General features: G+C 71.9%; 21 protein-coding genes. 11 read left to right on the top strand and 10 right to left on the bottom strand.

Translation table 11 applies throughout. The annotated features are described in order from the left end of the window. Nucleotides 1-66 precede the first annotated feature (66 nt). Nucleotides 67-1,218, bottom strand: a complete 1,152-nt coding sequence (locus tag ACT2CW_RS45025; RefSeq protein WP_445519680.1) for an XdhC family protein — start codon at nt 1,216-1,218, stop codon at nt 67-69. Nucleotides 1,219-1,268: 50 nt separating this feature from the next. On the opposite strand from ACT2CW_RS45025, the gene ACT2CW_RS45020 reads away from it, so the two are divergent. From ACT2CW_RS45020 to ACT2CW_RS45000, 5 genes are all read left to right on the top strand, one after another. Then, nucleotides 1,269-1,856, top strand: coding sequence for a (2Fe-2S)-binding protein (locus ACT2CW_RS45020; RefSeq protein ID WP_445519681.1), 588 nt, complete (start codon nt 1,269-1,271; stop codon nt 1,854-1,856). Further along, on the top strand, nt 1,853-2,854 hold the full coding sequence (locus tag ACT2CW_RS45015; RefSeq protein WP_445519682.1) for an FAD binding domain-containing protein: 1,002 nt from the start codon (nt 1,853-1,855) through the stop codon (nt 2,852-2,854). Before ACT2CW_RS45020 ends, ACT2CW_RS45015 begins: the two co-directional genes overlap by 4 nt. Then, nucleotides 2,851-5,013: a xanthine dehydrogenase family protein molybdopterin-binding subunit gene (locus ACT2CW_RS45010; protein WP_445519683.1), complete on the top strand. Its 2,163-nt coding sequence runs from the start codon at nt 2,851-2,853 to the stop codon at nt 5,011-5,013. The genes ACT2CW_RS45015 and ACT2CW_RS45010 overlap by 4 nt, the downstream gene beginning before the upstream one ends. Nucleotides 5,014-5,023: 10 nt before the next feature. Continuing rightward, nucleotides 5,024-5,671: a TetR/AcrR family transcriptional regulator gene (locus tag ACT2CW_RS45005; RefSeq protein WP_164426620.1), complete on the top strand. Its 648-nt coding sequence runs from the start codon at nt 5,024-5,026 to the stop codon at nt 5,669-5,671. An 82-nt stretch (nt 5,672-5,753) separates the two neighbouring features. After that, complete coding sequence (locus tag ACT2CW_RS45000) at nt 5,754-6,650, top strand: lysozyme (RefSeq protein ID WP_164426618.1); 897 nt, start codon at nt 5,754-5,756, stop codon at nt 6,648-6,650. Nucleotides 6,651-6,661: 11 nt separating this feature from the next. Here the strand turns inward: ACT2CW_RS45000 and ACT2CW_RS44995 are convergent, their stop codons facing one another. The 3 genes from ACT2CW_RS44995 to ACT2CW_RS44985 all read right to left on the bottom strand — a co-directional run bounded on the left by ACT2CW_RS44995 (nt 6,662) and on the right by ACT2CW_RS44985 (nt 10,682). Then, on the bottom strand, nt 6,662-7,270 hold the full coding sequence (locus ACT2CW_RS44995; RefSeq protein WP_164426616.1) for an extensin: 609 nt from the start codon (nt 7,268-7,270) through the stop codon (nt 6,662-6,664). A 170-nt stretch (nt 7,271-7,440) separates the two neighbouring features. Continuing rightward, nucleotides 7,441-8,691, bottom strand: coding sequence for an acyltransferase family protein (locus ACT2CW_RS44990; protein WP_445519684.1), 1,251 nt, complete (start codon nt 8,689-8,691; stop codon nt 7,441-7,443). Next, nucleotides 8,688-10,682 (bottom strand): glycosyltransferase, encoded by a 1,995-nt coding sequence (locus ACT2CW_RS44985; protein ID WP_445519702.1) that lies wholly within the window; start codon nt 10,680-10,682, stop codon nt 8,688-8,690. The genes ACT2CW_RS44990 and ACT2CW_RS44985 overlap by 4 nt, the downstream gene beginning before the upstream one ends. Nucleotides 10,683-11,768: 1,086 nt before the next feature. Between ACT2CW_RS44985 and ACT2CW_RS44980 the strand changes: the two genes are divergently transcribed. Beyond that, nucleotides 11,769-12,950: an FAD-dependent monooxygenase gene (locus tag ACT2CW_RS44980; protein ID WP_445519685.1), complete on the top strand. Its 1,182-nt coding sequence runs from the start codon at nt 11,769-11,771 to the stop codon at nt 12,948-12,950. Between the two features lie 77 nt (nt 12,951-13,027). Here ACT2CW_RS44980 and ACT2CW_RS44975 read toward each other — a convergent pair whose 3' ends face one another. Together ACT2CW_RS44975 and ACT2CW_RS44970 are read right to left on the bottom strand one after the other, a co-directional pair. After that, the gene (locus tag ACT2CW_RS44975) at nt 13,028-13,882 is read right to left on the bottom strand and encodes an ABC transporter permease (RefSeq protein WP_445519703.1); all 855 of its coding nucleotides are present in this window, start codon (nt 13,880-13,882) and stop codon (nt 13,028-13,030) included. Nucleotides 13,883-13,887: 5 nt separating this feature from the next. Next, on the bottom strand, nt 13,888-16,686 hold the full coding sequence (locus tag ACT2CW_RS44970; protein ID WP_445519686.1) for an alpha/beta fold hydrolase: 2,799 nt from the start codon (nt 16,684-16,686) through the stop codon (nt 13,888-13,890). A 167-nt stretch (nt 16,687-16,853) separates the two neighbouring features. On the opposite strand from ACT2CW_RS44970, the gene ACT2CW_RS44965 reads away from it, so the two are divergent. Both ACT2CW_RS44965 and ACT2CW_RS44960 read left to right on the top strand, forming a co-directional pair. Then, nucleotides 16,854-18,122 (top strand): VWA domain-containing protein, encoded by a 1,269-nt coding sequence (locus ACT2CW_RS44965; RefSeq protein WP_164426606.1) that lies wholly within the window; start codon nt 16,854-16,856, stop codon nt 18,120-18,122. Continuing rightward, on the top strand, nt 18,122-18,994 hold the full coding sequence (locus ACT2CW_RS44960; RefSeq protein WP_445519687.1) for a hypothetical protein: 873 nt from the start codon (nt 18,122-18,124) through the stop codon (nt 18,992-18,994). Before ACT2CW_RS44965 ends, ACT2CW_RS44960 begins: the two co-directional genes overlap by 1 nt. A 126-nt stretch (nt 18,995-19,120) precedes the next feature. Here ACT2CW_RS44960 and ACT2CW_RS44955 read toward each other — a convergent pair whose 3' ends face one another. Then, entirely contained in the window at nt 19,121-19,702 is a 582-nt protein-coding gene (locus tag ACT2CW_RS44955; RefSeq protein WP_277815353.1) for a TerD family protein, read from the bottom strand. Nucleotides 19,703-19,809: 107 nt separating this feature from the next. Between ACT2CW_RS44955 and ACT2CW_RS44950 the strand changes: the two genes are divergently transcribed. Both ACT2CW_RS44950 and ACT2CW_RS44945 read left to right on the top strand, forming a co-directional pair. After that, nucleotides 19,810-20,178: a BlaI/MecI/CopY family transcriptional regulator gene (locus ACT2CW_RS44950; protein WP_037956606.1), complete on the top strand. Its 369-nt coding sequence runs from the start codon at nt 19,810-19,812 to the stop codon at nt 20,176-20,178. A gap of 197 nt (nt 20,179-20,375) precedes the next feature. Then, the gene (locus ACT2CW_RS44945; protein ID WP_311766739.1) at nt 20,376-21,092 is read left to right on the top strand and encodes a M56 family metallopeptidase; all 717 of its coding nucleotides are present in this window, start codon (nt 20,376-20,378) and stop codon (nt 21,090-21,092) included. 320 nt (nt 21,093-21,412) lie between these two features. Here ACT2CW_RS44945 and ACT2CW_RS44940 read toward each other — a convergent pair whose 3' ends face one another. Further along, a complete protein-coding gene (locus tag ACT2CW_RS44940) occupies nt 21,413-21,892 on the bottom strand; it encodes a general stress protein (protein ID WP_138910649.1) in 480 nt (159 codons plus the stop codon). Nucleotides 21,893-22,178: 286 nt separating this feature from the next. Next, entirely contained in the window at nt 22,179-22,475 is a 297-nt protein-coding gene (locus ACT2CW_RS44935; protein ID WP_445519688.1) for a hypothetical protein, read from the bottom strand. Between the two features lie 120 nt (nt 22,476-22,595). On the opposite strand from ACT2CW_RS44935, the gene ACT2CW_RS44930 reads away from it, so the two are divergent. After that, a complete protein-coding gene (locus tag ACT2CW_RS44930; protein WP_020866139.1) occupies nt 22,596-22,964 on the top strand; it encodes an arsenate reductase family protein in 369 nt (122 codons plus the stop codon). Nucleotides 22,965-23,091: 127 nt separating this feature from the next. Here ACT2CW_RS44930 and ACT2CW_RS44925 read toward each other — a convergent pair whose 3' ends face one another. Then, nucleotides 23,092-24,726 (bottom strand): AMP-binding protein, encoded by a 1,635-nt coding sequence (locus tag ACT2CW_RS44925; protein ID WP_445519689.1) that lies wholly within the window; start codon nt 24,724-24,726, stop codon nt 23,092-23,094. Nucleotides 24,727-24,739: the final 13 nt, after the last annotated feature.

Raw genomic sequence — 24,739 nt, 5'->3', positions numbered from 1 at the left:
TTCCTCCTACATCCATTCGGGCCGGGAACCATTGTGACGATCCCCGGCCCGGGCCGTGGCCCCGTCTCAGCCTCCGGCCGCGGGCCGCATCGGCTCCTGACTGTGGATGCTGCCGCTGAGGGAGGTCAGCCGGGTGCCGCTGCCGCCCCAGCGGTCGGCGATGATCTCGGCCGCGATGCTGACGGCGGTCTCCTCCGGGGTACGGGCGCCGAGGTCCAGGCCGATCGGCGAGGCGAGTTTGGCCACCGCCTCCTCGCCGAGACCGGTGGCGCGCAGCCGGCGGAGCCGGTCGTCGTGGGTGCGGCGGGAGCCCATGGCGCCCACGTAGGCCAGCGGCAGGCGCAGGGCGACGTCCAGCAGCGGCACATCGAACTTGGGGTCGTGGGTGAGCACACAGACCACCGTGCGTTCGTCGATCCGGCCCGCCTCCGCCTCGGTGCGCAGATAGCGGTGCGGCCAGTCGGTCACCACCTCGTGTGCCTCGGGGAAGCGGCGCGGGGTGGCGAAGACGGGCCGGGCGTCGCACACGGTGACGTGGTAGCCGAGGTAGGCGCCGATCCGGGCCATGGCCGCCGCGAAGTCCACGGCGCCGAAGACCAGCATCCGCGGCGGGGTGGCGTGGACCGAGACGAACAGGGTGAGTTCCTCGTCCATGCGGACGCCGTCGTAGCCGAAGCGCAGGGTCTCGGTGCGCCCGCCGGCCAGCAGTCCGCGCGCGTCCTCGGCGACGGCCGCGTCCAGCCGTCCGGAGCCGAGGGATCCGGAGGTGCCGTCGGGCCGTACGACCAGCCGGCGGCCCAGCCGTCCCTCCGGGTCGGGCCCGTCGACGGCCACGCAGATCACCTCGGCCACCGGCTCCCCGGCGGCCACCGCCTCGGCCACCTCGCCCAGTTCGGGGAAGCCCGCGGGGTCGATCCGCTCCACATAGACGTCGATGATCCCGCCGCAGGTCAGCCCGACCGCGAAGGCGTCGTCGTCGCTGACGCCATAGCGCTCCAGCACGGGCCTGCCGCTGTCGGTCACCTCCTGGGCCAGTTCATAGACGGCGCCTTCGACACAGCCGCCGGAGACGCTGCCGATCGCCGCGCCATCGGGGCCGACCAGCATGGACGTCCCGGGCGGCAGCGGAGAGGAATGCCAGGTCGCCACCACCGTGGCCCGGGCGAACGGTTCGCCCTCGCCCCACCATCGGTGCATCTGCGCTACGACGTCCCGCATGGAATTCATATCTCCTCGCCACGGATGTAAGAGGTTGATACATTCAATGTATGAGCCTCTCACATCACTCACCGAGTAGCGACATCACCTTGCGGATCAACGGCACGTCCCACTCCCTGACGATCGACAACCGGACCACCCTGCTCGATGTGCTGCGCGAGCGGATCGGGCTCACCGGCACCAAGAAGGGCTGTGACCACGGTCAGTGCGGGGCCTGCACGGTGCTGGTGGACGGTGAGCGGGTGAACAGCTGCCTGATGTTCGCGGTGACCGCCGAGGAGCGCGAGATCGTCTCCATCGAGGGCGTGGCGGCGCTGTCGGACGGCGGGGAGCTGCACCCGGTGCAGCGTGCCTTCCTCGACCACGACGGGCTCCAGTGCGGCTATTGCACCCCGGGCCAGATCTGCTCCGCCATCGGGGCGCTGGGCGAGGCCGGGCGCGGCTGGCCCAGCCATGTCACCGAGGACACCGCCACCGGGGTGGCCGATGTCTCCGCGCTGGACGCGCGGGAGGTGCGCGAGCGGATGAGCGGCAACCTGTGCCGCTGCGGCGCGTACAACGGGATCGTCGAGGCCGTGCTGGAGGCCGCGGGCGCCCAAGCCGCCCAGGACACGGCCACCGTCGGGGGCGCCCGATGAAGGAGTTCGCCTACGCCCGCGCGGGCGACGCCGCCGAGGCGGCCGCGCTGATCGCCCAGCGCCCCGATGCCACCTATCTCGGCGGCGGCACCAATCTGGTGGACCTGATGAAGCTCGGCGTCACCGACCCGGGTCTGCTCATCGACGTCTCCCGGCTGCCGTACGACCGGATCGAGCACCGCGCGGACGGCTCCGTGCTCATCGGCGCCACCGTGCGCAACGGCGCGCTGGCGGGCGATCCGGGCGTCCGTGAGCGCTTCCCGCTGCTGTCCCAGGCGCTGCTGGCGGGGGCCTCCGGGCAGCTGCGCACGGTCGCCACGGTGGGCGGCAATCTGCTCCAGCGCACCCGCTGCGGGTACTTCCAGGACGTGACCAAGCCGTGCAACAAGCGCGAGCCGGGCACCGGGTGCCCGGCGATCCAGGGCGCGCACCGCGATCTGGCCGTGCTGGGCACCTCCGACCACTGCGTGGCCTCCCACCCCTCCGACATGGCGGTGGCGCTGGTGGCGCTCGACGCGGTGGCGCACGTGCGGTCGGTGGACGGCGGCTCGCGCGCCGTTCCGGTGGCGGAGCTGTATCTGCCGCCCGGCGACACACCGCACCGGGAGACCGTCCTGGACCACGGCGACCTCATCACCGCCGTGGAGCTGCCCCCGCCGCCGCACGGTGCCCGGATGCGCTACCGCAAGGTGCGCGACCGCTGGTCGTACGCCTTCGCGCTGGTGAGCGTCGCCACCTCGGTGTCCGTGGCCGAGGACGGCTCGCTGCGGGACGTGCGGATCGCGCTCGGCGGAGTGGCGCCACGGCCGTGGCGCGCCCGGACCGCCGAGGAGCGGCTGCGCGGCGCCCGGCCGGACGAGGAGACGCTGCGCGAGGCGGCGCAAGCCGAGCTGGCCGAGGCGCGGCCACTGCCCGACAACGCCTTCAAGGTCGACCTGGCCACTGATCTGATCGTCGCGGGCGTCCGCGACCTCGTCGCGAGGAGGGATCGCGCATGACCACCGTCGAACAGAGCGTCGGCGCCCCGGTGACCCGGGTCGACGGCCTGGACAAGGTGACCGGCGCGGCGCGCTACGCCTATGAGTTCCCCACCCGGGACGTCAGTTACGTATGGCCGGTGCAGGCCACCATCGCCCGCGGCCGGGTGACGGAGGTGGACCCCGCCCCGGCGCTGGCCCTGCCCGGTGTGCTGGCGGTGCTCGACCACACAAGCGCCCCGCGGCTGAACGCCGAGGCGCAGGCGAGCGCGGACCTCTTCGTGCTTCAGTCCCCTCAGGTGGCGTACCACGGCCAGATCGTGGCCGCCGTGGTGGCCACCTCGCTGGAGGCGGCGCGCGAGGGCGCGGCGGCGGTCCGGGTGGGCTATGAGCGGGAGCCGCACGATGTGGTGCTGCGCGCCGACGACGAGCGGCTGGAGATCGCCGAGACGGTGACCGACGGCAGCCCGGGCCTGGTGGAGCGCGGTGACGCCGATGGCGCCTGGGCCACCGCCCCGGTGCGGGTGGACGCCACGTACACCACTCCGGTGGAGCATCCGAGTCCGATGGAGCCGCATGCCACCATCGCGGTGTGGGACGAGGACCGGCTGACGCTGTTCAACTCCGACCAGGGTCCCTATATGAGCGCGCAGCTGATGTCCGCGCTGTTCGGGATCGAGCTGAGCGCGGTGGAGATCGTGGCCGAGTACATCGGCGGGGGCTTCGGCTCCAAGGGCATTCCGCGCTCGCCGACGGTGCTGGCGGCGCTCGCCGCGCGGGCCGTCGAACGGCCGGTGAAGATCGCCCTGACCCGGCAGCAGATGTTCCAGCTGATCCCCTACCGCTCCCCCACGATCCAGCGGGTGCGGCTGGGCGCCGAGCGCGACGGCCGGCTGACGGTGATCCAGCACGAGTCGGTACAGCAGCGCTCGGCCCAGGTGCCGTTCGCCGATCAGACGGTGTCCTCGACACGGATGATGTACGCGGCGCCCCACGTCCGTACGACGGTGAAGGTGGCGCCGCTCGATGTGATGACGCCCGCCTGGTTCCGCGCCCCCGGCCACACCCCGGGGATGTTCGCGCTGGAGTCGGCCGTCGACGAGCTGGCCGGGGCGCTGGGCATGGACCCGGTCGAGCTGCGCATCCGCAATGAGCCGGAGACCGACCCGGAGAGCGGCAAGCCGTTCAGCAGCCGCAACCTGGTGGCCTGTCTGCGCGAGGGCGCGGCGCGGTTCGGCTGGGAGCGCCGTGATCCGGCCCCGGGGATCCGGCGTGAGGGGCGCTGGCTGCTGGGCACCGGTGTGGCCGCCTCGCACCACCCGGACTACACCTTCCCCTCCTCCGCGGTGGCGCGCGCCGAGGAGGACGGGACGTACCGGGTGCGCATCGGCGCGGCCGACCTGGGCACGGGCGCCCGTACCGCCCTCACCCAGGTGGCGGCGGACGCGCTCGGCATTCCGCTGTCGCGGCTGCGGCTGGAGATCGGGCGTGCCTCGCTGGGCATGGCGCCGTTCGCGGGCGGTTCGCTCGGCACCGCATCGTGGGGCTGGGCGGTGGACAAGGCGTGCCGTGCGCTGCTCAAGGAGCTGGACACCTACGGGGGTGTGGTCCCGGACGGCGGTCTGGAGGTGGTGGCGAACACCGTCGAGGATCTGGAGCGGCGGGCGGATCTGTCGCGGCACACCTTCGGGGCGCAGTTCGCCCAGGTGCGGGTGGACGGCGACACCGGTGAGATCCGGGTGGACCGGATGCTGGGCGTGTTCGCCGCCGGGCGGATCGTCAATCCGCACACCGCGCGCTCCCAGTTCCTCGGGGCCATGACGATGGGTCTGTCGATGGCGCTGCTGGAGATCGGCGAGGTCGATCCGGTCTTCGGCGACTTCGCCAACCATGACTTCGCGGGCTATCACATCGCCGCCCACGCCGATGTTCCGCGACTGGACGTGGTGCTGCTGGAGGAGGACGACAACACCACCAACCCGGTGGGCGCCAAGGGCATCGGCGAACTGGGCATCGTGGGCGCGGCGGCGGCCATCGGCAACGCCTTCCACCATGCCACCGGAGAGCGGGTGCGGGATCTGCCGATCCGCGTCGAGCGCTCGCGGGACGCCCTGCGGGCCGCCCGGGCCGCCGAAAGGCGCAGGCCAGGGGCGGGTGAGCCGGAATCGCGGGTCGGGTAGGGTCACCCGAATGGCACCCACCCCGAAGGGACGCGCCACCTACCACCACGGCGACCTGGCCGCCGCGCTGGTGCAGACGACCCTGGAGATCATCGACGAGGTCGGAGTGCGCGGCTTCTCCGTGGCGGAGGCCGCGCGCCGCACCTGTGTGAGCCCGGGCGCGCCGTACCGCCACTTCGCCGACCGTGACGCGCTGCTCGCGGCCGCCGCCCTGGAGGTCTCGCGGCGGCTGCGGGCCATCTACCTGGAAACGGTGGCCGACGTCGGGTCCGCCCAGGAGCGGCTGGCGACGGTGGCGGGCACCTTCGTGCGCACGGCGGCCCGCTACCGCGGCGGTCTTGACATCCTCTTCGCTACGGGGCTGCGGGCCACCCATCCGGAGCTACGGGACAGCAGCAGGGAGTTCGTGGACCTGCTGCTGCCCAGCGCCTTCGAGGTGGTCGCCCCGGGCGATGCCGCAGTGACGGCGGTGGCGTTGCTCGACGCCCTGCACGCGCTCGCCCGCGGCTATGTCGCCCAATTGCTGGAAGGGAAGTTCGGCGATCCGGATGACGTGGTCGAGGAGGTCGCCATCCGGGCGACCCGGGCCGCGAGGGCGCTGGTGGCGGGCTACGGCCTGCCGTCCGGGCCGTTCGGCGAGGAGGGCCGGGACCGCTGACGGAGGGACAGAATTTCCCGTTCCGCTTCACGTTCTTCGTTCGGCGCGCATACCGTCGATGCGGAACGGATCGGAGGAACAGATGTCCCTGAAATCCGGTAAGGGCGCCCACCGGCGCCCCTCGCGTCTGCGCTCGCCCTACGCCATCGGCGGACTGGGAGTGGCGATCACCGCCGCCGTCCTCGCCACCCTCGTACCGGCCACGGCCTCGACGACCGACCCCGACCACGACGCCGGCAACGGCCCGGCCCCCGCGGCGTCCGTCCCGCACCCCGAGCGGGACTGGATGGGCTCGACCATCGCCCGTCACGAGAAGACCGACCCCGGCGCCACGCCCCGGGCCGCCAGAGCGGCCTCGGTGGAGGGCGTGGACGTCAGCGACCACCAGGGTTCGGTCGACTGGGCGGCCCTGTGGGACGACGACGTCCGATTCGCCTATGTGAAGGCCACCGAGAGCACGACCTACAAGAACCCCTCGTTCGCCGCGCAGTACAACGGCTCCTTCCAGCAGGGCATGATCCGCGGCGCCTACCACTTCGCCCTGCCGGACCGTTCCAGCGGCACCCGTCAGGCGGACTTCTTCGTCGCCAATGGCGGCGACTGGTCGGACGACGGCAGGACACTGCCGCCCGTCCTGGACCTCGAGTACAACCCGTACGGAGCAACCTGCTACGGCCTGACCGACGCCCAGATCGTGAACTGGATCGGCGACTTCACCGCGCGGGTCAAGGAGCGCACCGGACGCCGGCCGGTGATCTACACGACCACCGGCTGGTGGCGGACGTGCACCGGCGACAGCGCCGCCTTCGCCGAGCGGAACCGGCTGTGGCTGGCGCGGTACGCCGCCACCCCCGGTCCGCTGCCGGCCGGCTGGAAGGCCCACACCCTGTGGCAGTACACCTCCAGCGGGCCGCTGGTGGGCGACCACAACCGGTTCAACGGAAGCCTGGCGGACCTCAAGGCGCTGGCCACGGGGTGAGGCGGCGGCGCTCAGCCGCCGAGCACCCCGCCGACCCCGCCGAGCACCCCGTCCAGGGTGTCGCCGACACCGTCCACCAGTCCGCCCACCACACCCTTGCCGTGGTGGCCGCCCTGACCGGGGGTCTGCGACGGCTGGCCGGGCTGCTGCGACGGAGTGGTCGGGTCGGCGCTCGGGGTCGTCTCGCTCGGCGCGGAGGGCGACGAGGGCACCTGGTCGTTCCGCTGCGCGGGGGCGGTGGGCGCCATGGTGGGCGCGGCCTTGGAGGGGGCCGCGTCCGGGGTGCCCGGGGCTGCGTGCCGCGGGGTGCCGGCGCTCCGGTCCGAACCGCCGCCACCGGGGGTGGCGGCGTCGGTGTGGTCGGAGATCAGCTTCGGCTTCGAGGACTCGCTGGGCGAGACATGGCTCTGCGAGGGCGAGTGATCCGCGGTGGGCTCGACCTCGTCCGGCGTCTGCGCCTGCTGTGCGTTCACATCGGAGCGGGCCTCGACGGACTTGTCACCGCCGACCGTCGAGTGGAGGCCGAAGGCTATGGTTCCGGCCACTCCGAGGGCGGTGGCCGCCTTGAGCGTCGTGGTACGCGCCTGCTGTGCGGCGGTCGGTCGGCTGTGTCGACCCATTTCGCTGGTCTCCCCGTTATGGCATGGGTTGGGTGGGGTGCCCCGGAAGCCCGATTCCCAGCGGAACAGATGTCCGACGCACACGTGTTAGACAGTAAAGAACCAGCCAGATGATAACCACCGTCCCCCGGTGTACGGCCACCCGTGCACCGGGGAACGTGTGTTCCTGGCTAGCGCGCGGCCTCCGGATAAAAGTCGCGCGAACGGCCCTTGCCGTCCTTGAGCTTCCCGAGCAGGCTCGCCGGGTACTCGATGGCCCAGTAGCTCACCGCGGCGGCGGGCACGGCCACCACCAGCACGATGACCACGGCCAGCGGGAAGCCCTCCTGGCCGTCGGGCGGCAGCAGCCCCGCGTTGTACAGGCCCAGCATGATCGGCTCATGCCAGACGAAGAGGCTGTAGCTGGCGAGGCCGACACCGGTGAGCCAGCGGGCCGTGAGCCATGCGTGCCACCGCCCCTGCCGCCGCACATGGATGGTGCTGTACAGCAGCAGCATCCACAGCAGGGCGGACAGCGGATGGTAGAAGGTGGTCGGGAAGTCCTCCGCCTCCGTACCGCAGTAGGACAGCAGGTACAGCCCTACGAGGGCGGCCGCCCGCAGCGGGATCGCCACCTTCGCGTCCAGCCGGCCGCGGTCGCCGAGGGCGACCATCGCCACGGCGAGGCCCATGCCCGCCGCGAACCCCCCGAAGCGGGCCTGCGGTCCGAAGTACACCGGCCATTCGGTGTGCGGGATCTCCAGCCCGTAGCGTGCGACCGCGATCCAGATGAACGGCCCGATGTACAGCAGGGCACAGCCCACGGCGCACACCGCCACCCGGGAGGCCCTCCGGCGCAGCGGACGGCAGGCGCGGACGGCCAGCGGGCCGAGCCCCACCAACGCCACATAGAACATGATTTCCAGCGACAACGACCAGGTCGGGCCGATGGTGTAGAAGATCTGCTCCTGGTCGAAGACCTGGGTGAAGGTGAGATGGTGCAGCAGATCGGACCACTCGCCGGGCAGGGTGGGATTGCGGGTGGCCCAGATGAACGTCACCGCCAGGAAGTACAGCGGGACGATCCGGATGGCCCGCCGGAAGAGGAACACCCGGCCGGGCCGGGTCGAGCCCCCCTCGATCGCCGCCCGTGCGTAGGACAGCGTCAGCAGATACGCGGACAGCACGAAGAAGAGGTCGATGACCTCCAGCGACACCAGCGCGTTCGCGTACCGGTTGGGCACCGGTGAGTGGGCTCCGTCCCGGTCGTAGACGAAGTACTGCTGCCAGACGTGGAAGACGACGGTGAGCAGCGCCGCCATTCCCCGCAGGCCCTGGATCTCCTGGCTCATCCGGTTCCGCGAGGGCGCGCCCTTGGCGGGTGTGCCGTTGACCGCCCGGGGGGCGGTGGTGGACGCGATGGCCGTGGACAGCGTGCTCATGTCCGCTTCACCGCCTTGTCACCGGGGCGCGGGGTGACCCGCCACTGGCGGTCCCGCAGCACCTCCTTGAGGAGCGACTGCCGGGCCACGATGTTCTTGAAGTGGCTGTAGAAGACGGTGGACACCAGCAGATACCGCCAGAACCACGCCCTGCGGCGGCGCAGTTCCGGCACCGCGAGCCGCCACGCGAACAGCGCCTGCACCAGCCCGGCGGACAGTGTGAACAAGGTGGCCAGCAGGCAGACCGGCACCGCCCAGTCGAGATGGTCCACTCCCCCGGCCCGCCACGCCGAGTACAGCAGTACGGGCAGGATCTGGAGGGTCAGCCACGGCTGGATCTCCCGCCACCCCAGCAGCACCAGCAGCCCCGCCTTCTGGCGGGCGGTGAAGGCCGGGGAACGCAAGCCGCGCCACAGGTACTTCAGCGACACCTGGAGCCAGCCCTGGGCCCAGCGCGACCGCTGGTTCCACAGCGCCTTGAGGGTGGTGGGCGCCAGTTCGCGCGAGATGAGCGTGCGGTCGGTGGCGATCCGGGCGCCCTCGTGCAGGGCGCGCATCGTGGAGTCGATGTCCTCGGTGAGCATCGTGCCGTGCATCCGGGTCCTGGCGAGCAGATCGGTGCGCCAGAAACCGTTGGAGCCGCCGAAGACACCGAAGGTGTAGAGCCGGGTGCGGCCGGGGTGGCTGACCGCGTAGATGGCCTCGAACTCCACGCCCACCAGCTTGGCGACCCAGGAGCTCTCGCCGTTGCGGATCACGCAGTGGCCCTGGACCACGTCGTAGCCGGCTGACAGCCAGTGCCAGGCGTGCTGGAAGGCGTCGGGCACCGGGTGGTGGTCCGCGTCGAAGATGCCGACGAACTCACCGCGCACCCGGGTGACCGCGGCGTTGACGTTCTGCGCCTTGGAGGTGCTGCCCGCCACCGGCATCAGCACCAGCCGCGGGTCGCGGCGGGCCATCTCGCGCAGGGTCTCCTCCACGGGCATGGGGTGCGGCGTGTTGTACGCGAGCACGATCTCCAGCTCGTTGGGGTAGTCCAGGCGCAGGAAGGACTCGATGGTGTCGACGATGGTCGCGGCCTCATTGGGCAGATACGCGGCGATGACGGCGCTGGCCGGTGGGTACGGCTGCGCGGGCCGTTCCGGCCGGGGCTTGGCGTCCAGCGAGAAGAGGCACTCCAGCACGATCAGCGCGGCCGAGAGCACCAGGCCGGACACCACGACCCAGTACGCGGCCGAGCCCACGTCCCAGCCCAGCTCGTACATCTGCTGGTAGAAGACGAACGGGATGCCCACCCCGAAGAGGAGCACCAGGACGGGCGAGAGCGCCGACAGCAGGGTGCGGAGCGCGGTGGCGAGGGTACGGCGGCTGCGCCGGTGGGTGCCGCGCATCCACGCCGCGTACTTGACCGGCCGCAGATCCCGGTGGCGGACCGACTCCTCGACCGCGTTCCGGGCGTTGGCGACGGCCTGGGCGCGGTCCGCGCAGTCGGCCAGCGGGGTCCAGCCGATCGCCGGGGTCAGCCGCACGTTCTCGTCGGCCACCACGAAACGGGTCCCGGCCACGGCGTTGGCGAAGTTCTGGAGTTCGCGGCGCGCGGCCTCCTCGTCCACACCGGGCATCAGCATCAGCAGATGGCCTTCGTCGTCCCAGCCGAGCCGGTCGCAGACGCCGCCCAGCTTCTCGGCCACGCCCGCGAGACGTTCGGCCACCTCCCGGCGCACCCGCGGCCCCAGCCGGGCCTCGAGCGCGGCGATCTCGGCCACGCCCACCATGGCGACGACGCCACCGGTGCGGCTGTCGTCGACCCGCTTGAGCTCCCGGTCGAGCTCGCCCAGGAAGTGGGGCTGGGAGTACAGGCCGGTGCGCGGGTCGAGCAGCAGGTTCTCGACGGGGACCGGGACCCGGCGCAGCTTGGCCTCGATCCGGGCGGAGAGCTCGACCGGGTCGGAGGTCTCCGCCACGCAGTCGTCGGCGCCGCCGCGCAGCATGTCGGCGACGCCGGTGGGGCCGGGGTCGGAGGTGACCATCAGCAGGGGGAGCGCCCGTCCCGCGGGGACGGCGCGGACCTCGCGTATCAGGTCCAGTCCGTCGTCGGCGTCGTCCAGGGCGACGATCGCGTCCGGCGGGGAGTGCCGCATCTGTCGGCTGACGTCGCCGGGCTCCGCATGGGTCACCTCATGCCCGGTGGAGACGAGTGTCCGGGTCAGCCGGTCGAGCCTGGGGCCCGGTTCGCCAACCGCCAGCACATGCCCGCTCTGTCCCGCCACGTCGCCGCGAGCGGCGGGCACGGGTTGCTGGGGTTCGCGTGATCGTGGGTGGTGCGAAGTAAGCACCTGAGGGGTTCCTTTCGTGGGGGGTTGCGTCACCGAACGGGCCGTGGGCACGCGGACGTTCCGGCCGGGTCGTGGCAGACCGCGTGGTCATGACGGACCACCGCGGTCAGGGCAGACCACCGCGGTCATGGCAGACCGCCGGGGTCATGGCAGACCACGTGGCCCGCGGGCGGGTGCACGGGGGCACGCGCCTACGGGCAGGCCGGAGGACGGCGTCGCCGGGAAGGCCGGGGCGATCCGCCGTTCGGTGAGTGGTGAGAGGCGGCTACGCCGCTACCGTGGCCGATCCGCGCGGGGAGAGGTGAGATCTCCGGCGGGCTCTCGGACAGACGGGCACGACGGCGGCGGGGATCACGCGGGCGTGCTCCAGTGAATTGCGCATTAGGTCCCATCCTGTTCGGATCGTGGGGGGCGGACCGAACATCACCAGTGCGGGGCGACCGATCTTTTGGGCCGACCGGTCGGATTCCCCAGTCTCATCGATCACTACGGAACCACACAACACATCGAGGTAACACTCTCATTAACCGATGAGAGAGTTCCGTTCGCCCGCCGATCGACCCCGGCCATCCCCAACTGCCCTGCGACACCCGCGTGTCGGCGCCCTGTCGGCGCCGCGTCGGCGGGTCGTCGGCGCGTCATCGACCCGGCGTCGGCGCCGCGTCGGTGGCATGTCGGCGGCTCCGGCCAGTCTTTATCGAGGCACCACATTCGGTGGTTGAATTCGGAAGGGACAACGCCATGCGGAATGCACGGGTTCTGATTTCCGGGGCCAGTATCGCCGGCCCCGCGCTCGCCTACTGGCTGGATCGTTATGGTTTCCAGGTCACCGTCGTGGAGCGCGCCGCGCGCCCGCGCCCGGGTGGACAGGCGATCGACGTACGGGGCCCGGCGCTCGAGGTGTGCGAGCGGATGGGCGTGCTGGAGGAGGTCCGGGCGCGCCGCACCGGGCTGCGCGGCATGTCGATGGTCGACGACGACGGCAAGGAGCTGTTCAGCACCACCGAGCGGACCGCGAGTGGCGGAGATCTCAACAGCTCCGACATCGAGATCCTGCGGGACGATCTGTCCTCGGTGCTGATGGCCGCGGGTGGCGACGGGATCGAGTACCTCTTCAACGATTCGATCGCCTCGCTCGTCCAGGGCCCCGACGAGGTGGCGGTCACCTTCCACCGGGGCGGTGCGCGCGCCTTCGACATCGTGGTGGCGGCCGACGGGGTGCACTCCTCCACCCGGGCGCTGGTCTTCGGCCCGGAGGAGGACTTCCTCCGCCATCTGGGCGGCTATCTGGGCGTGTGGACGGTGCCGAACTATCTGGGCCTCGACCGCTGGGAGGTCATCTACCAGATGGCCGGGGACGTCTGGGGCGGCATGATGATGAGCGTCCGCGACAACACCGAGGCGCGGGTCTACATCGGCATCGACTCCGAGGAACCGCCCGCCACGTTCCTCGGCTCCCGGTCGGTCTCGGAGCAGAAGCGGCTGGTGGCCGAGCGGTACAAGGACGCGCGCTGGGAGATGCCGCGGCTGCTGGAGTACATGTGGGGGGCGCCGGACTTCCACTTCGACGCGGCGGCCCAGATCCACGTGGACTCCTGGTCCCGTGGCCGGGTGGCCCTGGTCGGCGACGCCGGATACTGCGGCTCGCCGGCGTCCGGGCAGAGCACCAGCGTGGCCGTGGTCGGCGCCTATGTGCTGGCGGGCGAGCTCAGGGCCGCGGGCGGCGACCACACCGCGGCCTTCGCCGCCTACGAGCGCGAGCTGCGGGGCTATGTGGCGGCCAACCAGCAGCTCGCGCTGGACAACATGGCCCGGAAGCAGGCGCAGGACGCATCGGCCGGGCAGGGGCCCGACACCAACCCGACCAATATCGACGACAGCTTCTACGAGGTGGTCAACTCCTACACCGTCAAGGACTACTGACCCGGCCCGGCGGCCGTGGCCGGGTCAGCATCCGTGCCGGAGCAGCGGCCGTGGCCGGGTCAGCGGCCGTGGCCCGGCTAGGACACCACGTCCTTGCGGCCGAAGCCGCGGAAGGCGAACGCGACGAGCACCAGGGCGTACGCGACGGACACCGAGACGCCCTTCACCATCCCGCCCCACTCCATATGGGGCTGGAGCGCGTCCGCCCACGCGAACTGCCAGTGCGCGGGCAGGAAGTCGCGCCACGAGCCGAGCGCGGTGACCGCGTCCAGCACATTGCCCACGATGGTGAGCCCGACCGCGCCGCCCACCGCGCCCAGCGGCGCGTCCGTGACGGTCGAGAGCCAGAACGCCAGGGCGGCCGTGACCAGCTGGGACAGGAAGATGTACAGCACCACCAGGGCCAGCCGGACCAGGGCGTCCCCGACCGGCAGCTCACCGCCCGTGGGCATCCGCAGCGGCCCCCAGCCGTACGCCACGGTGCCCACCGCGAGCGCGACCAGCGGCAGCAGCACCATGGCGGCCGCGCTGAACACCAGGGCCACCACCAGCTTGCTCACCAGCAGCCGGGCCCGGGGCACGGGCGCGGCCAGCAGATAGCGCAGCGAGGACCAGCTGGCCTCGGAGGCCACGGTGTCGCCGCAGAACAGCGCGACCGGTACCACCAGCAGGAAGGCGGCCGAGACGAACAGCGCGGTGGCGGCGAGGTTGGCGCCGGAGGCGGTGGCCGTGGTCATCAGGGTGACCCGGTCCTCCCGCCCCTCGGGGGTGCCGCCGACGGCGAACGCGATCACGAGGACGAACGGCAGCAAGGCCAGCACCAGGCCCATCACCAGGGTCCGGCGACGGCGCAGCTGCCGTACGGCCTCGACCCGCAGCGGCAGGGTGTGGCGGGCCCGGTAGCCGGGCGCGACCTCGGTGACCTGGGACAGGGAGCTCACGCGGGTCCTCCTCCGATCAGCGTCAAGAAGGCGTCTTCCAGGCGCCGGTTGGGCCCGAAGCTGGTCACCGGGACCTCCAGCCGCACCAGTTCGGCGAGCAGCCGCGCGGGGGTGGTCCCGTCGAGCTGGACGAGCAGTCCGTCGGCGGTGCGGCCGGCGGAGACGACCCCGGGCAGCGCGCCCACCTTGCCCACCAGGGCCTCGCTCAACTCGCCGTCGTGGCCCACCAGCACACTGCCGCCGTTACCGGTGATCTCGCCGACCGCGCCCGCCTGGACCAGCCGGCCGCGGTCCATCACGACCAGATGGGTGCAGGACTGCTCGACCTCCGCCAGGAGATGGCTGGAAACGATCACCGTGCGCCCCGCGGCGGCGTACCGGATCATCACCTCGCGCATCTCGCGGATCTGCGGCGGGTCGAGGCCGTTGGTCGGTTCATCGAGGATCAGCAGATCGGGCAGGCCCAGCATGGCCTGGGCGATGGCCAGCCGCTGCCGCATGCCCTGGGAGTAGGTGCGTACGGCACGCTCCAGCGCGCTGCCCAGGCCCGCGATCTCCAGGGCCTCCTCGATATGGGCGTCGGCGGCGGGGCGGCCGGTGGCCCGCCAGTACAGCTCGAGGTTGGCGCTGCCGGTCAGATGCGGCAGGAAGCCCGCCCCCTCGACGAAGGCGCCGACGCGGGAGAGCACGGGCGCGCCGGGCCTGATGGCCTGGCCGAAGACCCGGATCTCGCCGTCGTCGGGGGCGATGAGCCCCATCAGCATCCGCAGGGTGGTGGTCTTGCCCGCGCCGTTGGGCCCGAGGAGCCCGAGCACCTGTCCCTTCTCGACGCGGAAGGACAGATCGCGCACCGCGTAGCGGTCGGCGGACTTGGCGTAGCGCTTGCTCAGACCGGTGATCTGAAGGGGTACGTCGGCCAGTTCGGGGTCGGGTGGCGGAGTGGCCGTACGCCGCCTGCCGGTCAGCAGCAGCGCGAGCGCCACCACGGCCGCGCCGAGCGGCAGCCCCCACACCCATGCGGGCAGCGGGGCGGGCTGGGTGTGCACCCCGGGCGCGGTGGGCACCGTCAGACCGCCGTCCGCGAGCCCGACCGTGTACGTGGCGGGCTCGTTCGGGGAGGCGTAGCCGAGGTCGGTGGAGGCGAGCACGAGCCGCAGCCGGTGGCCCGCGATGAGCTCGTGGTCCACGGCGGGCAGCCGGACGGTGACGGTACGGCCCTGCTTCGCGCCGTCGACGCGCACCGGCGCGACCAGTTGCTCGGGCAGCACCTGCTGTCCGTCCGGCCCCACGTCGTAGACCTTGGCGAAGAGCACGGCGTCGTCCGTGTCGGCCTTGACCCGCACCTTCACCTCGGGCGATCCGGTGATCCGCAGGGGCCGGTCCAGCGGCGCCGAGTCGAACCGGGCGAACTGCCCGGGGATGTCGAGGGAGAGACCGACGCCGAGCGAGGACGCCTGGGACAGTCCGGCGATGCCCGGCACGGTGGAGATGGACGGCGGTCCCGCCCCGGGCGGGTTGGCGAACGACTGCTCGCGTCCGCGCAGCGCCACCTTCCGGTCGCCGTCGCCGAGGCCGGCGTAGCGGTCGCCGGTGGCGCCGCGCAGTTGGACCGCGCCGTTGGTGGTGTCGATGCCACCGGTGCGGCTGATCCGGAAGGCGGGTCCGGTGTCGGTGCCCTTGTCGCCCTTGAGGTAGCGGTCGAACCAGGCGCCGGTGCGGGCCGCCACCCGCGAGGTCTCGCGGTCGCCGCCGTCGTGCCCGCCGGCCGTCCAGTCGACGGCGACCGGCGCGCCGTTGGCCCGGATCGCCTTCGCCATGGCGTCGGCGTGGCCGAGCGGGAAGAGGGAGTCGGCCTGCCCCTGGAGGATCAGCGTGGGGACCTTGATCCGGTCGGCGACGGCGGACGGGCTGCGGGCCTCGAGCAGTCGGCGGGCGGCGGCGTCGGGCTTTCCGGCGACCGCGACCCGCTCGTACATCTCGCACAGCTGCTTCTCGAAGCGGCCGCAGCCCTGGCTCTGGTCCGTCCTGGCCTCTCCCCCGCCGTTCGGGCCGCCCGGGTCCGACTGGACTCCTTGGCCCGTCCCGCCGCCTCCGCCTCCCTGGCCGCCCTGACCTCCCGGGCCCATCCCCCCGCCGCCCGCGCCGCCGGCGTCCTCCTGGTCGCCCTGGGCACCGCCGAGGTCGGCCGAGCCGGTGGTGAAGAACAGCCCGGCCCAGAGCTTCTTGTAGACGCCGTTCGGGAAGAGCGCGTCGGCGAGGTTCCAGTAGGTGATCTCGGGCGCGATGGCGTCCACCCGGCGGTCGTATCCGGCGGCGAGCAGGGAGATCGCCCCGCCGTAGGAGGCGCCTGCGACGCCCACCCGGGGGTCGCCCTGGCGGTCGAGCCGCACCTCGGGACGTTTCGCCAGCCAGTCGATCAGCCGCCGGACATCGGCCACCTCGTGGTCCGGGTCATTGAGCCCGATCTTGCCCGTGGATCTGCCGAAGCCACGCGCCGACCAGGTCAGCACGGCGTATCCGTCGCGGGCGAGTTCCTCGGCGTGGTCGCGTACGTCGTCCTTGCTGCCGCCGAAGCCGTGGCCGAGCAGGACCGCGGGCCTGCGGCCGGTGCCCGCGGTGAAGTACGAGGTGTCGATGTGCGCGCCCGGCATGTCCAGCACGCGGTCCTGGCGGTGCACGGCCGGCCGGTCGCCGGAGGCGGCCACCGCCCAGGTGCCCGCGCCCGCGAGGAGGACCGCGGCGGCGACGGCGGCGACCAGGCGCCGGCCCCTCGGCCGGGTCTTTCGGAGATCCATAGGTGAAACCCTAAGAGGAGGAGGCAAACGCCGCGGCTGACACCAGACGGATTCTCGTCCACTCCCCGGGGAGTACCCGGACACCGTCCGTACACCCGGCGCGGTATGCCCCGACCGTGGTGGCCGGGCTTTTGGATCAGCCGGATGATGCTCCATAAGATGCGCCGGTGATCATAAAGAAACGTCTGGCGACAGGCGCGTTGGGGCTGCTCGCGGCCCTCGCCTGCGGCCTGATATCCCCTCCGGCCGCGATGGCCGGCGAACCGGCTCCCGATTCCCCCAAGGTCGAACTGGTGCTCGACGTCAGCGGCTCCATGCGGGCCCGCGACGTCGACGGCGACACCCGGATGGCGGCGGCGAAGCAGGCGTTCAACGAGGTGCTGGACGCCACACCCGAAGAGGTGCGGCTGGGCATCCGCACCCTCGGCGCCAATTACCCCGGCAAGGACCGTAAGGCCGGCTGCCAGGACAGCGAGCGGCTCTACCCGGTGGGCCAGGTGGACCGCACCGAGGCCAAGGCGGCCGTCGCCACGCTGCGCCCGACCGGCTGGACGCCCATCGGGCTCGCGCTGCGCGGCGCGTCCAAGGACCTCTCCGGCGGCGAGGGGACCCGCCGGATCGTGCTGATCACGGACGGCGAGGACTCCTGCGGTCTGCCGGACCCGTGTGATGTGGCCCGGGAACTGGCCGCCCAGGGAACCCACCTGGTCGTCGACACGCTCGGGCTGACGCTGGACCGCAAGGTCCGCGAGCAGCTCAGCTGTATCGCCGAGGCCACCGGTGGCACGTATACCGCGATCCAGCACCGGGACCAGCTCTCCAGCCGCATCAAGCAGCTGGTCCGGCGCTCCGCCGACACACCCGTGGAGACGCCCACGCCGGTACGGGGCGCCGCGCAGTGCGCGAAGGCCCCGTACCTGGGCTCCGGCCTCTACAGCGACCGGGAGAGCTTCGGGGAACACCGCTGGTACCGGATGCGGGTGGCGCCCGGTCAGGAACTGCGGGCCTCGGCGAGCGTGGCCGTGGACCGCGCCGTGGACCCGGACTACGGCGTGCTGGTGCGGGCCGTGACCCCGGGCGGCCGGGAGCTGGTGCGCGGCAGCGAGGCGGGCAGCGGCCGTACGGACGTCATCTCCAGCGGACTGCGCTATCCGGTCGCGGACGTGGACGACGACGAGGACGAGACGGCGCGGACGGTGTGCGTGGAGCTGAGCCAGTCCTTCTCCGCGCCCGCCTCGGTCAAGCGCGCTCCGGGCCTTCCGGTGGAGCTCGCCGTCGACGTGGTGGACAACGACGATCCGCCCGCCGATGTGGCCGCCTTCGGCCTGGGCCGCGGCTGGGTGCTGCTGGGCGTGCTCACCGTGGGCGGGCTGCTCGTGGGGTTGCTGTGGGGCTGGCTGGCCCGCTGGCGTGTCACCGTCTGGAGGTCCAACTGATGCGAGCCTTGCGTACTCTCGGCGCGGCGCTCACCCTGTGCGCCGCCGCCTGGCTGACCGCCGCCGCACCGGCCGCCGCGGACGGCACGGACGGCACGGACGGCAAGAGCGGCACGGAGGCGCCCACCGAGGCGGGGACGGGCTTCCGTACCGCCACCGAGATCAAGCCCGGTCAGCGGGCCACCGCGGCGGCCTCCACCGGCGACTATCTGTACTGGGTGTTCCCGGCCGCCGCCGGGCAGGTCCCCGAGGTCGAGGCGGAGCTCAAGCTGCCCGACGCCTCGAGCCGGCACGGCAGCGCCACCTGGCAGCTGGATGTCTACGACGGTCTGCGCCGCCACCAGCCGTGCGCCTCGGGCACCCCGGCGCGCCGGGCGGCCCAGCAGGACCGGACGGTCACCGTGAGCTGCACCCTGCGCCAGGTGCGGTCCTGGTCCGAGCGCTGGGCCAACGACCCGCTACAGGGCGCCTATTACGTGCGGCTGACCGTCGTCGATCTGCCCGCCCAGGACCTCGGGCTGCCGATCGACGCCGAGGTCGAGGCGTCCGTACGGGACGCGGGCGGGGCGCACGCCGACGGCGGGGACATGACGCCGCTCAATCCGGTGCTGCGAGCCGGAACGGCCCCGGGGACGGACTCCGAGCCGCCGGACGACGACACGGCCTCGGATTCCGCGGATTCCGCGGACGACAAGGGCGGGGAGGTCCCGCACGCGGTCGCCGAGCCGGAGGACGGCTGGGGCTCCGGCTGGTGGTCGGACCGCTGGGTGTGGACCGTGATCGGCGCGGCGCTGGCGGCGCTCGCCGGGGTGGGCGGCTACACCCTCACCCGGGGGCCGCGCGCTCCGGGCCGTCCGCCGGTCGGGCCCTGATCCGATATCTGACCTGATGTCCGGAATCGGCGAGGGACCCGCACGGCGATCGTGCGGGCCCCGCGCCGCATCGGCTCCGGCGGCCCGGCCTTCAGGGAAGCTCCCGGGAAGTCGCCGCCCGGGCGCTCAGGAATAGTCCTTGCCCATGAGCTGTCCAAAGCCCTCGGGATCCGCGTCGAATCCACGAATAGCGCTCTGAATTCCCCATTCCCCCGCGTCGTCCCGGGTGAATACCGCGACCGTGGCGGAAGTGGCTTCTGAGACACCGGTGAAGTCACTCGTCATGAGTTCGGTGTATCCATTGAGAATCCGGACACTGGTGTTCGGGACATCCCCGAACGTCTTACGTCCCGAACCCTGCTGGATGGTTATCCCGACGACCACCCGCGCGTATTCGGACGACAGCCGTTCGAGCTCGAGGGTCATGGACTCGTCGGTGCCAAGGCCCTGACCGGTGCGGCTGTCCCTGTTGAGGTTGATGGTGCCGTCCGGTGAGCGGCTGTCGAAGTGGACCAGGTACGCGGGCGCACCGTACGGATCGGCGGCGCGGTACGTCCCGGCCACGATGTCGAGATCATGGGGCGGCTCACCGAGGGGACTCGGATCCCACTTGAGCGCCACCTCGATTTTCTGAAGCCCCTTGTTGAGACCAGTCACCCGGACTTCCCTTCCCTCGAACCGTGCGGATTTGAATGCGCGTGGCGTCAAGCCTATCGCGGGCAGGGCGAGTTGAGGATTTTTCCACAGCCGGGTGCGACGCCCCGCCGAGGGGTCTCTACTATGGGCCTCCGTACTAACGGCGGAAGGAAGCGTCCATGCGACGGTTGGGGGAGCTCGAGGCGGAGATCATGGACCGCCTCTGGGCTTGGCAGCGTCCCACGACGGTGCGGGAGATCGTGGACGACATCAACGAGCACCGTCCGGTCGCCTATACCACGGTGATGACCGTCGCTTCCATCCTCTACAACAAGGGCTGGCTGCTGCGCGCCAAGGAGGGCCGGGCGTGGGTGTACTCACCGGTCCGCAGCCGCGAGGAGTACACCGCGGCACTGATGGAGGACGCCCTCGGCACCAGCGAGGACCGCTCCGCCGCGCTCACCCACTTCGTCGAGCAGATGGGCCCCGAGGAGGTCAGCGCGCTGCGCAAGGCCCTGCGGACCGCGGGGCGGCGGACCAAGGCGTGACGGCCGCCCTCGCCCTGGCCTGCTACGCCGCCGTCGCCGGCTCAGTGGCCCCGAAGGCGCTGGCGCGCAGCGCCTGGCCGCATCGCGCCCCCGCCTTGGCGGTTGCCGTTTGGCATGGGTTAGTCCTGTCGTTCACCATCGCGCTGGCTCTGACCACTTATCACCTCGTCACCCCAACTTGGCATCTTCATAATGGAATGTCCGGCTTGCTCCGGTTCTGCGGATTGACGCCGGACGCCCGGATCCCGGGCACGGGCCCGGTCGGCGTTCCGGCCATTGCCGCACCGGCCTCGGTGGCGCTGATCGCGCTCGCCTTCTTCGGCCATGAGGTGCTGCGGGCCCGGCGCGTCCGCGCCCGCCACCGGAGCGTGCTGGACATGGTCGGCCGACGCTCGGCGCGGCTGCGCGCCACCGTGCTGGACCATGACACGCCCGCGGCCTACTGCCTGCCCGGCCGCAGGCCGCGGATCGTGGTGAGCGCGGGCGCGCTGCGGCTGCTCTCCCCCGCGCAGCTGGAGTCCGTACTGGAGCATGAGCGTGCGCATATCGCGGGCCGCCACCATCTGGCGCTGGCGGCCACGGAGGCGTTCGCCCGGGCGTTCCGGTGGCTGCCGCTGGCGCGCGAGGCCAGGGCGCAGACGGCGCTTCTGCTGGAGATGGCCGCGGACGACCGCGCGCTGCGCCGCCACCCACGCCAGGCGCTCGTCTCCGCCCTCTGCACGATGGCGGCGGGCCAAGGCGCCCATGCCCCCGGCGGCGCCTTCACCGTCGGCGGACCGGGCGCCGTGGTCCGGCTGCGGCGGATGCTGGACGCCCGGCGGCGTCCGCATCCGGCACTGTGCGGCGTGCTGGCGGCGGTCGCGGTGGGCTTACCGCTGCTGCCGCCTCTCCTGGGCTGCGCTCCTGGGATGTAGCGCTCCGAGCGCACCCCAGGGCCCGCCCCGGGCCGTACAGAGGGACCGCGGGACCCAGGGCGGGGTGTGGCGCGGCTCAGAGCCGTGACGGGGCTCAGAGCCGGTCGAGCAGGGTCCGCAAGGTGGCGACCTCGGTGGACTGGCTCTTCGCAACACCATCAGCGAGCTTCTTGGCCTTGGCGTTACGACGCTTTTGCCAAGTGTTGACTGTTCCGTGGGACGTACCGGCGCTTTACACACGGTTCGGCCTATATCCGCAGAACAATGGGTCGGGGTGGCCCAGGGTGTGCGCGCAGACCCCGAAAGCCCCCAGGAACCGCTCACCCCTCCCGCATCGCCAGCCTGGCCAGCATGTTCTTCGCGTCATCGGCGACCTGGGCGTCCGCGACCACCTCATAGCGCGCGGCCACGATCTGGCTGCGGGACGCGAAATCGCGCTGCCCTCCGGTCATGGCATGCCCGACGAAACCGAAGATCGCGCCGAACACCGCGCCGTAGACCAGACCGCTCACCAGCAGCACGATCACGTTGTGGGCGCCCGCCGCGAACACGGACAGCAGCAGCCCGATCAGCAGTCCGAACCAGGCCCCCGTACCGGCACCCGCGAGCGCCGCCCGCCCCCTGGTCAGCCGCCCGAGCACGGTCTCGACCATCCGGAGGTCCGAGCCGATGATCGCCGTATGCTCCACCGGGAATTTGTTGTCGGCCAGGAAATCCACCGCGCGCTGGGCGCCGGCGTAGGTCGGGTACGAGCCGACGACCGGGCGGTCGACCACCTCCGACGGCGGTTGCTGGGTCATCGCTGACTCCCTCCGTCAAGGAGAGCGTGCGCCCGCGCCTGCCTCCTCGCAACGGGAGCGGGACGGAGAGGGACGGGGAGAGGCGGAGAGGGGTGCAGAGAAACCCGCCGAGGGTCCGCGCGGCCCGGATATCCGGGAACGGCCACCGCGGCTCTCCGCGGCACATTTCCCCGCCACTCCTCGTCCCTCAATTCCCGTCCGGGCCGACACCGCGCGATTCCCGGAAGCCTCCGGTTCCTTTCCGCCGAGCGGAAAGGAGCCGGAGGCGTGGCGGACCTTACGGGTATCAGCCGCGGGCGGCGCGGTCGGTGTGGTCCGTGCGGATGAGGGAGCGCACCATCCGGCAGGTGGTGTTGGACGGCGGATGCACCCCGATCCGGGCGGCCGTGGACCGTATCTTGCGGTTGGACGCCTGCTCGGGGCGGTAGACACCGGAGTTGAGCAGCGCGATGGCCAGGCGCATCGCCTTCAGACGGCGGTTGTGGGACTCGTACCACTCACGCGGGCGCCCGGCCGGCATCCGCTTCTTCGGCAGGGTCGGAAAGGTCGGAAGATCCTGAAGAGGGGGTCCGGCAACGGCCATCGGCAACCTCCTGAGTTGGTCGGGAAACCTTCCCTTCAACTCCCTCCATTCTACGGCCCGGTACTGACAAAGGCCCCTGGTCAGACCGTTCCAAGGCGCTTTCGCGGTACCGTGTGCCACATGGAGATCTGGATCAATCCGGCATGCTCGAAGTGCCGTAGCGCGCTCACCCTGCTCGATGCGGAGGGCGCCGGTTACACCGTGCGCCGCTATCTCGAGGACGTACCCAGCCAGGACGAGATCCGCGCGGCGCTCGACCGGCTCGGGCTGGAGCCGTGGGACATCACCCGGACCCAGGAGGCGGCCGCGAAGGAGCTGGGGCTGAAGGACTGGCCGCGTGAGGAGGGCGCCCGGGACCGCTGGATCGCGGCGCTCGCGGAGCACCCCAAGCTCATCCAGCGGCCCATCATCACGGCGGACGACGGTTCGGCGGTGGTGGGGCGCACCGAGGAGGCGGTACGGGAGGCGCTGTCCCGGTCCCGCGGCTGACCTCGCGGCCAGGTCACGGGGCAGGTCGCGGGGCCACACCTCAAAACCGCGGAAACGCCCCGGCGCCCCGTGTACGTACACGGGGCGCCGGGGCGTACGTGGTGCCCGGTACCTCAGCCGGGCCGGCTCAGCGGCTCCGCGGTGCGGCCTGCTGCGGGCGCAGCAGGAACCGCTGCGTCTTACCGCTGGAGGTCTTCGGCAGCTCGGACACGAAGTGCACCTGCCGCGGATAGGCGTGCTTGGCGTACCGCTCCCTGACCAGCTGCTGGAGCTCGGCCGCGAGCGCGTCGCCCGCCTCGATCCCCGGGCGCGGCACGACGAACGCCTCGACGACCTCGCCGTACTCCTCGTCCGGTACGCCGACCACGGCGACCTCCGCCACCGCGGCGTGCTCCAGCAGCACGGTCTCCACCTCGAAGGGGCCGATGCGGTAACCGGCCATCAGGATGATGTCGTCGCCGCGCCCGGAGAAGAACAGATGGCCCTCCTCGTCGCGGGCCGCGGTGTCACCGGTGTAGAACCAGCGCCCGTCGGGGCTGAACTTCTCGGCGGTCTGCTCGGGGGCGTCGCGGTAGCCCTTGAACCACATCAGCGGGCTGTTGGCGATGTCCACCACGACCCGGCCGGGGATGTCCACGCGGGCCTGCGCGGAGTTGGTGTCCTCGCGCAGGATCTTCATTTCCCAACCGGGCAGCGGACGGCCCATGGAGCCGGGCTTGATCTCCTCGCGCAGGGCCGGGTGCCAGGCGTGTGCGATGACCATGCCCAGCTCGGTCAGGCCGTAGTGGTCGCGTACGGGCACGCCGAGCGCCTCGAGCGCCCAGTCGACGACGTCCGGGGGCAGCGGTTCGCCTGCCGCGGAGCAGCAGCGCAGCCGCAGATCGGCGGGGGCGGGGATGCCGGAGGCACGCAGCTTGCGGTAGACGGTGGGCCCGGCGGCGAAGTTGGTGACCCCGAAGCGGGAGAGCACCTCCCAGGTGGACTCCGCGGAGAACAGCCCGTTCAGCAGCAGTCCGCGCTGGCCGAGGGCCAGGGGCCCGATGAGCGCGTAGTACAGGCCGTACGCCCAGCCCGGGTCGGCGGCGTTCCAGAAGACGTCGGTGGGCCGGTGGTCCAGGCCGAACTGCTGGTACATGGCGAAGCCCGCGACCGCCCGCAGCGGGATCGGGACGGCCTTCGGCGTGCCCGCGGTGCCCGAGGTGAACAGCTCCACGATGAGCCCGTCGCCGCCCACGGCCGCCGGCTCGGACAGCGGGTCGTGCCCCTCGGCCAGCTCCGCGAAGGACAGATCGGCCCCGGTGACCGGCCCGGTGGTGACGATCCGCCAGGGGCGTTCGCCGGGGAAGCCCGACTCCGGGTCCAGCTTGGGACGTTGATCGGCGTCGGTGATCACGACCTTGGTGTCATTACCCGTGATCCGCAGCGCGATGGCCGGTGGGGCGAACGCGGTGAACAGCGGCACCTGGACGGCCCCGAGCCGCCAGATCGCAAGGCTCGCGACCAGCAGTTCGGCGGATTTGCCCATCAAGGTGGCGACGCGGTCGCCCACTCCGACTCCCTGGGCGGCCAGGGCACCGGCCATGCGTGAGGAACGGTCCCGAAGCTCCCCGTACGTCATGTCATGGCCGGTCATGTCCTTGCCCACCACCGTGAACGCGACGGCGTCGTCCGGGTGCCTGTCGCACAGCAGGTACGCGGTGTTCGCCGCAGGCTCACCGAAGGTCTTGAGCAGGTCAGCCATGCGCTCTTCTGGGCTGGTCAAGAGGGCTCCTAGT

The organism is Streptomyces sp. NEAU-174, assembly GCF_052665095.1.
This window is presented reverse-complemented; position numbering and strand designations above follow the sequence as displayed.

Bases quoted from the DNA above. Each gene is read 5' to 3' on its own strand.
- ACT2CW_RS45025 (WP_445519680.1), bottom strand. From the start codon at position 1,218: ATGCGGGACGTCGTAGCGCAGATGCACCGATGGTGGGGCGAGGGCGAA.
- ACT2CW_RS45020 (WP_445519681.1), top strand. From the start codon at position 1,269: ATGAGCCTCTCACATCACTCACCGAGTAGCGACATCACCTTGCGGATC.
- ACT2CW_RS45015 (WP_445519682.1), top strand. From the start codon at position 1,853: ATGAAGGAGTTCGCCTACGCCCGCGCGGGCGACGCCGCCGAGGCGGCC.
- ACT2CW_RS45010 (WP_445519683.1), top strand. From the start codon at position 2,851: ATGACCACCGTCGAACAGAGCGTCGGCGCCCCGGTGACCCGGGTCGAC.
- ACT2CW_RS45005 (WP_164426620.1), top strand. From the start codon at position 5,024: ATGGCACCCACCCCGAAGGGACGCGCCACCTACCACCACGGCGACCTG.
- ACT2CW_RS45000 (WP_164426618.1), top strand. From the start codon at position 5,754: ATGTCCCTGAAATCCGGTAAGGGCGCCCACCGGCGCCCCTCGCGTCTG.
- ACT2CW_RS44995 (WP_164426616.1), bottom strand. From the start codon at position 7,270: ATGGGTCGACACAGCCGACCGACCGCCGCACAGCAGGCGCGTACCACG.
- ACT2CW_RS44990 (WP_445519684.1), bottom strand. From the start codon at position 8,691: ATGAGCACGCTGTCCACGGCCATCGCGTCCACCACCGCCCCCCGGGCG.
- ACT2CW_RS44985 (WP_445519702.1), bottom strand. From the start codon at position 10,682: ATGCTGCGCGGCGGCGCCGACGACTGCGTGGCGGAGACCTCCGACCCG.
- ACT2CW_RS44980 (WP_445519685.1), top strand. From the start codon at position 11,769: ATGCGGAATGCACGGGTTCTGATTTCCGGGGCCAGTATCGCCGGCCCC.
- ACT2CW_RS44970 (WP_445519686.1), bottom strand. From the start codon at position 16,686: ATGGATCTCCGAAAGACCCGGCCGAGGGGCCGGCGCCTGGTCGCCGCC.
- ACT2CW_RS44960 (WP_445519687.1), top strand. From the start codon at position 18,122: ATGCGAGCCTTGCGTACTCTCGGCGCGGCGCTCACCCTGTGCGCCGCC.
- ACT2CW_RS44950 (WP_037956606.1), top strand. From the start codon at position 19,810: ATGCGACGGTTGGGGGAGCTCGAGGCGGAGATCATGGACCGCCTCTGG.
- ACT2CW_RS44945 (WP_311766739.1), top strand. From the start codon at position 20,376: ATGTCCGGCTTGCTCCGGTTCTGCGGATTGACGCCGGACGCCCGGATC.
- ACT2CW_RS44940 (WP_138910649.1), bottom strand. From the start codon at position 21,892: ATGACCCAGCAACCGCCGTCGGAGGTGGTCGACCGCCCGGTCGTCGGC.
- ACT2CW_RS44935 (WP_445519688.1), bottom strand. From the start codon at position 22,475: ATGGCCGTTGCCGGACCCCCTCTTCAGGATCTTCCGACCTTTCCGACC.
- ACT2CW_RS44930 (WP_020866139.1), top strand. From the start codon at position 22,596: ATGGAGATCTGGATCAATCCGGCATGCTCGAAGTGCCGTAGCGCGCTC.